We start from the raw sequence: 12968 nt of genomic DNA, 5'->3' as shown, positions 1-12968 counted from the left end.
GCGTTTAGTAATGCTACTATATACTTAAAGACTAGCACCATCTTATAAGTGCTTTTTATAAGTCATCGTTTATTTTACTTTGGATAAAAAGGATGTCACTCATGAATAATTCTTATAAACACAGTTTATCGACCAACTCAAAACTCACGCAGATCAGCGTCAATCGCTGTTTTGATGGTGAGCAGCACTACTACAGTCACGAGTCGACGTCTACTAAGACGCCGATGACGTTTAGCATTTATCTGCCAGATGAAGCATTGGCAGGTCATCGTTGCCCTGCCGTTTTGTATTTATCAGGCTTGACTTGTAATGCAGATAACGTCACTCATAAAGCACATTTTCAAAAAAAATGTAGTGAGCTTGGCATGATATTTATCGCCCCTGATACCTCTCCTAGAAGTAGTGATGGTATCGATGTGGCAAACGATGAGCGTTACTTTGTTGGGCAGGGCGCCAGTTACTATGTCGACGCAACTCAAGCACCGTGGGCCGAGCACTTTAATATGCAAAGCTATATCGTTGATGAGCTTTATGACTTATTACGCTCAGAGTTCCCTATCGATAGTATTGGCGTGACAGGGCATTCAATGGGTGGTCATGGCGCATTATTGTTGGGCTTTAAATTTCCAAGTAAGTTTGTCAGTGTGTCAGCGCTGTCTCCAGTATGTGCTGCCAGCGAATCAGCATGGGGCCAAGCAGCTTATACAGAGTATTTCGGTGAGGATGCATCACAGTGGTCGCAAGCAGACGCTGCAAAAATGATTGAAAAAGTCGGTCAGCAGTACTCTAGTATTTTGGTTGATCAAGGCGCGGCCGATAATTTCTTAGCAGAAGGTCAGCTACAAACTGCCAAACTACAACAAGCTTGTGAAAAAGCGCAGCAGCCTTTAACATTACGCTATCAAGCTGGTCATGATCATAGCTATTACTTTATCCAGACCGTGATTAACGATCATATCGAACATCATTGGCGTATGGCTCAACTCAGCTAAATGCTGGTGTTGCCGTATTAAGTAATGTCTCAGTACAGGGTTTTTAACAGTTGATGGTTCATACTTAAAGGGTGGTTTTTATGGTCAATTCCTCGCTTGCTATCATGCAAGCTGACATGCAAATTGCGCTAGAAAATAAGCAGCATGCTGATATTAATGTGAATACAAAAAGCGAGCAGCAAGGCGCTACTCGCTCTAGTAACAATATCGCCCAATCATTCAATAAGGCTGGCGAGTCGCTGCTTGATGACTTGCAAGTCTCACGAGTGATAGAGATGGCATGGGAAGACAGAACACCCTTTGAGGCGATAAAGCATAGCTACGGGCTCGATGAAACAGCGGTCATTAAGTTGATGCGCCAAGCGCTAAAGCCATCATCTTTTAGATTATGGCGTCAACGTGTCACCAATCGTGTGACTAAGCATCAAGCTAAGCGTCCATTCGACGTTGGTCGTGCTTATTGCAAGACCCAATATAAACAGCGCTAATGATTTAATTAGGGCGTGTCCATACTTTAATAATCTAACGGTCGTTTAAGCGACGTTTCAATCTCTTTTTATTTTCACCCTTTTGTTATAAACATGAATTAGGTAATTCAATTATGACCAGTCCTGCTAAACCATATCTAATCGCCCCTTCTATCTTATCAGCTAATTTTGCCAGACTTGGTGAAGAGGTTGAGCGGGTATTGGAGTCTGGCGCTGATGTTATTCATTTTGACGTAATGGATAACCATTACGTTCCCAATCTGACTTTTGGTAGTATGATTTGTAAGGCACTGCGTGACTATGGTATCGATGCACCGATCGACGTGCATCTTATGGTCAGTCCCGTTGATAGTATGATTGAGCAGTTTTTAGAGGCGGGGGCCAGTATCATCACCTTTCACCCAGAAGCCAGTGCGCATATTGATCGCTCATTACAGCTAATTAAAGATGGCGGGGCAGAATGTGGCTTAGTGTTAAACCCTGCAACGCCATTGCATTATCTAGATTATGTGATGGATAAGGTTGACCAAATATTGCTAATGAGTGTTAACCCCGGTTATGGTGGTCAGTCATTTATTGACAGCACTTTAGACAAGGTGCGCCAAGTCCGTCAACGTATCATTACCAGTGGCCGTGATATCCGCCTAGAAGTGGATGGTGGTATTAAAGCTAGTAATATTCGTGCCATTGCTGAAGCAGGCGCTGACATGTTCGTCGCAGGCTCTGCCATCTTTAATCAAGAAGACTATAAAGCTGCTATCGATGCGATGCGTGCTGAGCTTGCATTGGCCAATGGTAGTTAGTAACAGCGAATAACAGTGGTGGCTAATAACCGTTATAATGGCCCTAATAAAGCCAACTCGTTAATCGAGCCGTCAGCAGCGACCAGCATTTAGCATGGCTGTATACCGGCTGACCTATGAATAACAACTTGTGAATGATAAATAGTCACAATTGTCATTCATGTAAAGGTAAAATCAGTCACGTAAAGGTGAAGTATGAATATAAAAGAACCGCTTAACTCGTCGGTGGCGCCTGAATCTGTAAGTAGCACTGAACCACGCCAGCGCAGCTTAGTACCAAAAGGTATTACGATTGGCTTGGCTGTCTTTGCGCTTGTTTTAAGCGTAGCTGGTTATGGCTTTCGTCTCATGATTGGTGACGATGTCGATACGGTACTGCGTCATGCTGCGGTAATCGTCCCTGCCTTTGTACTTGGGATACCGCTGTTTTTTTGGCTTGGCTCGCGAGTACTTAATAAGGTAAAGGGCTTGCATATCGAAACCCGCAATGCGTTGACGCTCGGCTGGTTGACCGCCTGTGTGTCGATGCTATGGTTGATGGGCACCTATAGTTAATCTGTTGCCTCAGTGCCAAACTCGCTGTTTTAGACGCTTTGTCAGCCTATTTTAGTGCCCAGTCAGGCATTCAGCTTAATGGTCGTTCTAATAAACCTACTAATCATCAACTCTTATTCATAAATGAGTCACGCAATCTAAGCGTGACTGGATGCTAGCATGCCAAAACCATCTAATAAAATCACTGATCTTATCTTTCCAAAAGACCTACCTAACGGCTTGTTTATCGCTTTAATCATAGCTTGCCTGTTACTGGGCTTAGCTTCGCTAAGTCACGGCGAAGGATTACAGGGTTGGTTGCATGTCTTTGAAAGCTGGCTCATTATGCTGGTCATACTTCCGACCGCGACTGCCACCGTGGCACTACCGTTCAAATATCGTGACCCGACGTTAGAATTGAAACTCATGTATTATCTGGGTATGTTTGTGGCGTTATTATTTACTTTGGCCAAAATGCGCTATTGGCGTTAAGCTGATGTTATATAGCCATGTTATGTGTGATTAATCAGACAACTTGTACGACAGCCCTTGAATTTCAGGGTCAAAGCGTCCATTGTATGTGTAAGATAGTTTTACCCGCGTTACTGTAGGATGATAGCACTGTGTGACAGTATATTTGTCACACAAGATTTTCTTTGCACGTAGTACACGGGACAATAAGGAATACATTAATGCCATACGATATCGATAATGAGATAGAAGTAGATAACGAAAACACCGATCAATTCGCAGGGTTCGCCAAAGAAACCACCCTTGAGCTCGTAGAAGCTGAAGATGGCCGATTGTTACTACGTGATGCTGAACAAGATGATGCACCGCTGATGACCATTGATTTTTCTGAAAAGCTGAAAGAGTTGCTTGGCAGTGATACACAAGCGATTGGTCAGCATATGATTCATGCTGCGATTCAGGTGATTATGCAAAAGCAGATGAGCCAATGGCATGCGCATGTCTATGACAAAGAACCAACGCACTACAGCTAATCAACTGGTGAGATTGGTCAGATTTAAGCTGAGCGTTAATAGATAGAAATCTAAAGCGGCAATGATAAGTAGCAACCATAAAGCGCGATATCTGTAGAACACATCGCCTGTAAAATTAAAAAAAGCATAAAAAAAGGGTATATCAATTGATATACCCTTTTTTTTTGTTCAAATAGTAGATTTATAGAATCTATAAGAAATAGGTTCTATAAATAAACCAAACTATTTGATTTTAGCTTCTTTAAAGATCACATGCTGGCGTACTTTTGGATCAAACTTTTTGATTTCCATTTTGCCAGGCATAGTGCGCTTGTTTTTAGTAGTGGTGTAGTAATACCCAGTACCAGCTGTTGATACTAATTTAATTTTATCTCTCATGATAGCTTTCCTGTAAATGAGGGGTCTTCAAACGATAGGTACGGGTCTAAAATATTAAGTTGCCACAAATAATGTAGCAGAGCAGCAGCTTAGATGACGAAAATTATCGATATCACTAAACTGCCAATCAATACTTATACTTTTTGACCTTGTGCGCGTAGATCCGCTAACACTTTATCGATACCAAGTTTGTCAATAGTGCGCATACCTTTGGTAGACACACGTAGACGTACAAAACGATTTTCAGACTCTACCCAAAAACGATGGTTATGAAGGTTTGGTAGAAAGCGACGACGGGTTTTGTTGTTTGCGTGCGAAACATTATTACCCACCATAGGGCGCTTTCCAGTCACTTGGCAAACTCGAGACATGGCGAACTCCTAATCTATGAGGTATGAGTTTTTCTCATACCAGTCTGGGCAAGTTGCACGTTTTTGCGGCATGGACACAGCAAGCGGCAGCTTTGCACCAAACAAAACTATATGAAGGTTGAGCTGATATGACTGTTATCTAAAGGCAAATAACAGGCTAACCAATTCAGAAAATTTTAAAGCCGACATTTATACCATAAAAGAGATGAATACTCAAATATTTTTATGATTACTGTCGGTCTAAAGGGTAACTATTATACCCTGAAATGGACAGGCTATGTTGTTGATTATTTAATAGTAAAGATTCATTTTTTAGTTGTAAGTTATAACAAAAGTCAGTAAAGTTGCTGTTATATATTTAATACAATCTGTTAATACAACTGGCATTACTGTAAATCTATGTATCATTACCAATCTGTTATGATTCTGTGTAATGATTTTTTGCTTATTTGCTCGAATAAATTACTGCCCACGCGGAGTCTCAAACATGTCATATAGCTCACTACCTATTAGCTCTAAACTATTTCAACTCACTTCTCTGACTTGTGCTTTGGCCTTAGCAGGTTGTGGTGGTGGCGGTGATGGTGACACGGTAGACTCTGTCGCACCTGCACCTGATTTAGGTGTTACTCAACCTGGTACAGGTGGTGGTACTGGCGGTAATGGTAATACTGGTGGTGGCGAACAAGTGCCAGAGATTGAGCCAGACTTCTTTATCCAAAAACTGAGCACAGCGCCTACTATTATTGAGTTGTCTGATGATCAAGCAGCTTTTAGTGTTACGGTTAAAGCTGTTGAAAAAGTATCTGGTGGAGCTATGGTCGGTAAAGCCGTGACTCTAAAAGTAGTGGACTCTGAAAATAACGGTATCACTATTGAAGGTCAGAGCACCCAAACTACGGACGATGACGGGAATGCGGTATATGCATTAAAGCTCAATCCGCAAGCAGTTGCTGATAAAGATGAGCTGATAGCCAATGGTTTTACTCTAGTGGCGACTGCTAACAAAGCAGATGGCACTGCAGTCGCACCGCAGGAATTAAAGGTTTCTGTCAGTAAAAAAGGCAGTGGTGATGGCACACAAGTTACGGAAAGCAAGCTTGATATTACCTCTTCATTGAAAACAAGCTCAGTCTCTAATAACGCGCTAAACCCTTATGGTGACAGCGCTCAATTGACCGTCATTGCTAAGAACAGCAAGGGTGCCCGCGTTCAGGATGTTAAAGTTGGGCTGGGTATTGATAATATAAAAGGCATCTCTATCGTAGGTGGCAGTAGTAAAGTCACAAATGCGGATGGTATTGCAACTTTTAGCATTAAAATAGATGAAAATCTTTCGAAAGCTGAGCGTGATGCACTGTTGAAAGGTGAAGGTGTTGCATATGCAATCAGTATCCAAGAGCAGAATGGCGCCACCAAGCAAGAAACAGATACTTTAACTGTAGCCCTGCCTGTCTCTGATTATGTCTTAGATGTGAAAGGTAGGGACGTAGTGCTTAATGCCTATGGAGATGAGAAGCCGCTAACTATCACAGCAACGGCTAAAAACTCTAAAGTGCCAACCGTTATTAATGGGGCAAAAGGCACAATCAAGCTTAACAATGCAGTTACTGGTGTTAAGCTTAGTACAGAGAGTTTTACATTTGATGCAACAGGAAGTGCAGTTGTTAGTTTAATTGTAGCGCCTACGCTTACTGCAGCTCAGCGCAAAGAAATTGTAGAAAAAGGCGTCAGCTATACGGTGGTTTTATCAGAGCCAAACCGTGCAGTCACGATGGATACATATGGCAACGAAGCGTATATCCCTGAATCTCAGTATCAAATAAAGTTTGCGACGAAAAATAAAAGTAGAATCTCTAGTTTCGGTAGTGAAGCTATTATCAGTTTCCGTGTCAATGATAAAGATGGCGGAGCAATTGCCAATCAAAAAGTCACTGCCAGCTTGCCTCAGGATCTAATTAAAACTGGACTCTTAAACTTAGATAGTGCTGCTACTCAAGTAACTGATGGGAAAGGCATGGTGAATTACAGTGTGAGTGTGCCAGCAAGTTTGACAGCCGCTCAAAGAACAAAGTTAGAGAGTATCGGTGGCTTTGTCTTAACCGCTAAAGTTACTGAAGCTTCAGGAGCTAGTAGTAGTATCAATAGTGAACGTATCAAAGTAACTGCTGAAAGTGAAACGATTCTAAATGTAAAAAACATTCCTAGCGCTGTAAACATCCTAAAAAATCAATTCCAAATTCAAGTTGCAGGTAAGCGCCCGGATGGTAGTGCTGCAGCTGGCAAAGAAGTTAAGTTGGCTATTAGTAATGTCACAGGCGTGAGTATTCAAGGCAGCCAGCAAACGACAGATGCATCAGGCAACGCAGTATTTACCGTCAACTTAAGCCAAGATTTGACAGAAAAGCAACGTCAAGATTTGGTGAAGTCTGGTATTCCTTATACCGTGACTTTGACTGATGAAGATGGCGTGGCTACGAATAAGTATAAGGCACCAGTTATCATTCCAGTGGCTGAATATAAGCTAAACTTTGGCAGCAGTAGTACTGATAAGCTGTTGAGTACAGGCGGTGTAACCACTTTAAGTTTCCGCGTTAATGATAAAAATGGCGGCGTAATAGCCAACCAAACTGTAACAGCAAGCTTACCAAGTAGTTTGACTCAAAAAGGGCTGATAACGCTTGAAAGTGCAGCAAACCAAGCAACTGATGCTCAAGGTAATGTCAGTTATACGGTTCGTATTCCTGCAGGGCTATCTCCTACACAAAGAGCAGAACTTGAAAAAGCAGGTGGGTTCGTCCTAAATGCCCGTTTGGTAGAAGCCTCAGGTGCAAGTATCAATACAAGCAGTAATCGTATTCCTGTGACTGCAGACCCTAGTAGAAGTCAAACCATCCTGACTGCAAAAACCACTCCTAGCATCGTAAACGTTTTAAAAGACCAGTTTACGATTCAAGTATCTGCTAAGCGTCCGAATGGTAGTGCTGCTACAGGTAAGCCTGTGAAGCTTGCAATTAACAATGTCAAAGGCATTAGTATCGAAGGTGGTGAACAAGTCACTAACAGTGCTGGTAATGCTGTGTTCACCGTAAATATAGACCAAGCATTGACTCTAGAACAACGTAAGGCATTTGAAAAAACAGGTATTGCCTATACTGTTGCATTGACTGATGAAGATGGGGTTGCCACTGAAAATTATAGTATTAAAGCATCTGTGCCTAGTGCTGCATACAAAATCAATTTTGGTAGCAGCAGCAATGCAGAGCTCTCAAGCTCAGGTGGCAGTACTGTCATTAGTTTCCGAGTTAATGATAAAGACGGTGGCGTTATAGCCAATCAGAAAGTCTCGGTAAGCCTGCCAAAAGCTTTAGTGGATGCAGGATTGTTGACCTTAGATACTGCTGCTAATCAGACAACAAATGATAAAGGTATCGTGAACTATACCGTTCGTATTCCGACTGGGCTATCACCTACACAGAAATCAGCATTAGAAAAAGCCAGTGGATTTATCTTGAGTGCTAAGCTGACTGAGGCATCAGGAGCTACTACTAGTGCTAATAGTACGCCTATTAACGTCAGTAATAAAATACAGAAAAGCTTAACGGTCTTAACATCAGAGACCAATCCTAAAGTCGTTAATATTTTAAAAGACCAGTTCACGATTCAAGTATCAGGTAAACGCAAAGATGGTAGTGCAGCAGCTGATAAAGTCGTCAAGCTAAAGCTTACTCAGATGACGGGTATTACTGTTAAAGACGATGAGAAAAAGACTGATTCATCAGGTAATGTGACATTTATCGTAGATATAAGCCCAGATTTAACCCAAGCCCAACGTGAAGCACTAGTAAAGTCAGGCGTTACTTATACTGCAACCTTAACTGACAATGATGGTGTCACTGCCAGTAATTATAATGCCTCTGTGGTTATCCCTGCTGCACAGTATCAAATTAATTTTGGTAGCAGTGATAAAGTTCAATTATCAAGTTCAGGTGGTAGTGCAGTCATTAGCTTCCGTGTGAATGATAAAAATGGCGGGGTTATTGCTAACCAAAGCGTCACAGCAATGCTACCGAAAGCTCTAATTGATTCTGGCTTACTGACTCTAGATAGTACTGCGACCCAAACGACCAATGCTCAAGGCGTAGTTAGTTATAAAGTTAGTGTTCCTGCAGGTTTGGCTAAATCACAGAAAGATAAGCTAGAGGCACAAAAGGGTTTTGTGTTAACTGCCAAAGCTGTTGAAGCCTCAGGTGCAAGTAGTAGTATCAGTAGTTCAGCTATAAAAATCAGTTCAGAGTTAGCCAAAAGTGATATTAAACTTACTTCGATTAGCTCTCCTAAAGTGGTGACTGTCACAGACAAGCAGTTTACTATTCAAGTATCTGCTAAACGTCCTAATGGTAATGTTGCAGTAGGGCAAAAAGTTAAGCTTGAGATCAGTGATGTCGCAGGCGTCAGTATCCAAGGAAATGAGCAAACAACCAATGAAGCTGGCAATGCAGTATTTACTGTTAACCTTAGTCAAGATTTAACACCAGTACAACGTACAACACTAATTACATCAGGTATTAAATACAATGTTACTTTAACGGATGATGATGGCACAGTCGCTAAAATTACAGATGCAGTTGTCAAAGTGGTACAGCCAGCAACGAGTTTAGAGTTTGCTTCTATTCTTACGCCTTCAATTAGTGAGCTTGGCGGTAGCGGTACTATAAGTATCAAGCTATTGGATAAAGGTAAGCAAACGCCAGTTAAAGGACAGACAGTTGCTATCCAGTTAGGTAAAGCTGCACTCGATTACGGTGTTACTGTCAATGCAGAGTCAGCGACTACTGACTTTGGTGGTGAGACGACGTTTATAGTTACTATCCCAGAAGGGCTGACAGCAAAAGAGCGTACCGAGCTTAAATCTACTGGTATTAATTATCAGCTGTCGTATGTCGAAAAAGGCGAAACTTATACTTCTGCTATAACCAAAGTAGATATCTTAACCCCAGTGGTTGATTTGACAGTACTAAATCCACCAAATCTTATCAATAATCGTCCTTTCTATACATTGAATGGCGAAGGCGATACAGTTGTGGTTAATGCAGCACTGAGTACTCGAAATACCAACATCAGTATCGGTGGGCAGCCTATCAAGCTAGAATTTGCTAATGAAGAGTTGGCAAAGCTATTAACTGTAAATGGTAAGTTAGGATCGGCGACTAATATTGTCAGTACCAACGCTACCGGCACGGCAGGCTTTACCGTTACTGTACCGAGTAACTTAACCGCAGAGCAAAAAGCTGCTCTAAAAAACCAAAAGCTAACAGCTACTTTGACTGAGACATTGACAGGTAAGAAGCAAGAAATTCAGTTTAATATACAGTCAACTAAAGCCGCTATTGATTTGATAGCTATCACACCGAAAAAACTGAATCTAAACGGTGGTGAGACTCAAGTTGAGGTGATAGCCAAAGACAGTAAAGACAATGTCATTGCAGGCAAGACAGTTTACTTAGCACTCCCCGCTGCCATTGCGGCTCAAGGGGTTAGCTTAGTCACTAGTGGCACGCAAACTACCAATGAGTCGGGGAGAGCTAGCTTTACACTTGCTGTGCCATCTGGTCTAACTGATGAGCAGAAAAAACTCATCGGCAGTAACTTTAAAGTTGTATTCTCAGCAACCGATGAGAATAATAATATTGCCACGAAAACCAGCATCGTCGAGACGATGGCCCCAGATGCAAGTGGTACGCAAGAAAATATAACGATTGGCGCTAATAAAGTCGTTAATACGAAGGGTGATACATTTAAAGTATTTGTGCGTGTAGAGAATAAAAAGGGCAGTATTGCTAATCGTGAAGTGCGTTTAAATGTGGAAGATTCTATACAAACAGGCGTGACTATTAGTAATAACATTGCTACAACTAATGGTGACGGTGTAGCAACCTTTGATCTCACGCTCATAGACGGCGCTAACGTTAACCAAGCAACTCTAGAAGCGGGTATCAAGCTAACGGCCACCACCACCACGGCTGAAAACATTGATTTGATACAGAACTATATCGTTGCAGTAGATACTGCTACGATTGATAGTTATCAGCTCATAGCGTCCTCTGATAAGTCTACTCTAAACACTGGGGGTGATCAGACCAATGCTACCTTCCGTGTGACTGACAGCAAAGGCGGTATCTTGGCAGGAGTACCTGTACAGTTAAGTATTGAAGACTTAGAGGCCAGTGGTGCGGCGTTAACCACACCAAGTATGGTAACCACTGATGCTAATGGTCAGATCGATGTCGGCGTCATCCTAGCAGCCAACTCTATCAATTCGCGTCTAAATCATAGCGTAGTGATTCACGCTAAAATCGTGACACCGCAATACGATGCAGATGGCAAGGTCAGCATGCAAGTGCGTGAAGAGAAGTCATTAAGCTTATCAGCTATCGGTACAGAGATTACTATTGCAGCTACAGAAGCCAATCTAAAAGATGGCGCTTCTACTACTATCACGACCACATTAGTAGATGGTGCAGGACGTGCTATTGCCAATGCTGGTATGGAGTTGGTCGACGCGAACGGTGATGTTATTCACTCTAGTGCAACTGCTATTAGCAATGCAGATGGTCAAGCGGTGTTTAATATTAACGAAGCTGATTTGACCTTTGATAGCAATGGTAACTTACGTGTATTTGCTCGCGCTTTGGGTGAAAATAGTATCAATATTCAGCGTAGTTTAAATAGTATTGAGCTGATTAAGATTTCTCAAGCGGGCATCAGCTTTATTAATATTGAAGACGTTTATAATGTCGATGAGCCACAATTAATTAATGTTCAAATTCGTGCTGATAGTGCAGAACAGGCAGCAACTCTTGTCGGTAAAGAAGTTGAAGTGCAAACGACTATTGGTAGCTTGATTCCTAACTATTTAGATAAGTTCACTGATAAGGTTATTGTAACTAAGCCTATTAAGGCAACTGATATTCAGGGCAATATCATTACCGTGAAAGTATGGTTAAAATCTAATCTTGCTGGTACCGCTGTATTGCAAGCAACAGTTCTCGGTGAAAATGTCAATGGCCAGCCTCGTTACCAAACGACAGTTGATACACGTTTTCGTGCTACAACACCTGCTAAAATGCTATTCCAAGCGGTGAAGTCGGTTATTACTCCAGGTGGTAGTACTGAAATTGTCGCTACAGTAAAAGATAAAAACGATGTACCAGTTGAAGGACAAACCGTTGTCTTTAGTCGCACGTCAGACTCTTCAGCAGGTCGTTTGTCAGCTGCCACAGCAGTAACAAACAGTAGAGGTGAAGCACGTGTTGTCTACCAAGCCAACGCTAGCTCACCTATTGGCGGTGTGGTTATCAATGCTCGACTACTCGATGATAAATTTAATGTTCCTACTAGAACAACCACTATTACCGTATCAGAAGAAGCAGTGTATACGACCTTAGCATTCGCTGATAAGATATCATCAGATGATATTTATTATACTGTACGTGGTTCGATATCGGTCATGGATGGTTCGGGCCGTGCTGTGCCAAATAAAGAAGTATCAATTAAGTCTTATGCAGTTGAATACGCTCAAGGAAAGGTATGCTTACTGAATACAAATGTAGCTTATCAAGGTGCAAATACTATAGATAAAGATGGTAAAGTAAATACGCCAGCACTTAAGACATCTACTAAGCAAGAACCACTTATCTTTAAGTCTAATTGGTATGATACTGAAGATCCAGAGTATAATTACACTCTAGATAAAGATGCTGACATCAATATCAATGATGATGGTAGTATAGGAAATGGTAGATTAGACCCTATCAATCCAGTAGCTATTATAAATGGCCAAGTATCTGAAGATGGTTATTCATTTACAACTGATGAAGTAGGGCGAGCTGATTTTGAGATTCGTTATCCAATACGCTATTCAACTTGGGTGAAAGTGCGGTTTGATGCTTCAACGTTCTTGAACGGTAGTGAGAGTACACAAAGTATCAACTATGTATTACCGTATCAGTTAGGCGACCTGTCGATAAGTGATTCGAGCTTAATTACACCTTGGATAGATCATGCAAGTCCATTTGGTACTGGTGGTGTTCCATGTATTGATAGTATGAGTATCAATATCGATGCTGAGAAGGATATCTCCAAGGTGGTTTTATCTCCTTATCAGCCAAATTATTCTGTATCTATTAACGGTGAAGGTCCAAGTAACATATCTACAGGTTATAACAGCTTCATAGTAGACTTTAGTAAAGCATTTGACTTAGGGTCTACTATTAGCGTAAATAGTAATGGATTTGGCTTCTCTAAAGTGATTCAAGCCCAGTAGAGATTAACAACCTTATAAAATAAAAAACTATAAATACAAACCCCCAACCCCGCGTTGGGGGTTTTTGCATTT

General features: G+C 41.6%; 9 protein-coding genes. 7 read left to right on the top strand and 2 right to left on the bottom strand.

The genetic code is table 11. From position 1 onward, the window contains the following. Positions 1–101 precede the first annotated feature (101 nt). The 6 genes from fghA to QL919_RS01635 all read left to right on the top strand — a co-directional run bounded on the left by fghA (position 102) and on the right by QL919_RS01635 (position 3821). A complete protein-coding gene (gene fghA / locus QL919_RS01660) occupies positions 102–992 on the top strand; it encodes an S-formylglutathione hydrolase (RefSeq protein ID WP_290187849.1) in 891 nt (296 codons plus the stop codon). Between the two features lie 239 nt (positions 993–1231). Next, the gene (locus QL919_RS14140; protein WP_356649779.1) at positions 1232–1480 is read left to right on the top strand and encodes a TIGR03643 family protein; all 249 of its coding nucleotides are present in this window, start codon (positions 1232–1234) and stop codon (positions 1478–1480) included. A gap of 113 nt (positions 1481–1593) precedes the next feature. Further along, positions 1594–2283, top strand: coding sequence for a ribulose-phosphate 3-epimerase (rpe, locus tag QL919_RS01650; RefSeq protein WP_290187847.1), 690 nt, complete (start codon positions 1594–1596; stop codon positions 2281–2283). Positions 2284–2478: 195 nt separating this feature from the next. Further along, on the top strand, positions 2479–2838 hold the full coding sequence (locus QL919_RS01645; RefSeq protein WP_290187846.1) for a hypothetical protein: 360 nt from the start codon (positions 2479–2481) through the stop codon (positions 2836–2838). 159 nt (positions 2839–2997) lie between these two features. Beyond that, entirely contained in the window at positions 2998–3309 is a 312-nt protein-coding gene (locus QL919_RS01640) for a hypothetical protein (RefSeq protein WP_290187845.1), read from the top strand. Between the two features lie 200 nt (positions 3310–3509). Continuing rightward, entirely contained in the window at positions 3510–3821 is a 312-nt protein-coding gene (locus QL919_RS01635) for a hypothetical protein (RefSeq protein ID WP_290187844.1), read from the top strand. Positions 3822–4043: 222 nt separating this feature from the next. Here the strand turns inward: QL919_RS01635 and rpmG are convergent, their stop codons facing one another. Continuing rightward, positions 4044–4199 carry a 50S ribosomal protein L33 gene (rpmG, locus tag QL919_RS01630; protein ID WP_010201403.1) on the bottom strand — a complete coding sequence of 52 codons (156 nt, stop codon included), beginning with the start codon at positions 4197–4199 and terminating at the stop codon, positions 4044–4046. A gap of 134 nt (positions 4200–4333) precedes the next feature. After that, positions 4334–4570, bottom strand: a complete 237-nt coding sequence (gene rpmB / locus QL919_RS01625; protein WP_149488796.1) for a 50S ribosomal protein L28 — start codon at positions 4568–4570, stop codon at positions 4334–4336. A gap of 487 nt (positions 4571–5057) precedes the next feature. Between rpmB and QL919_RS01620 the strand changes: the two genes are divergently transcribed. Next, positions 5058–12896: a hypothetical protein gene (locus QL919_RS01620; protein WP_290187843.1), complete on the top strand. Its 7839-nt coding sequence runs from the start codon at positions 5058–5060 to the stop codon at positions 12894–12896. The last annotated feature ends 72 nt before the right edge of the window (positions 12897–12968 follow it).

It is taken from the genome of Psychrobacter sp. APC 3426 (genome assembly GCF_030408035.1).
In the GTDB taxonomy this organism is placed as follows: Bacteria; Pseudomonadota; Gammaproteobacteria; order Pseudomonadales; family Moraxellaceae; genus Psychrobacter.
This window is presented reverse-complemented; position numbering and strand designations above follow the sequence as displayed.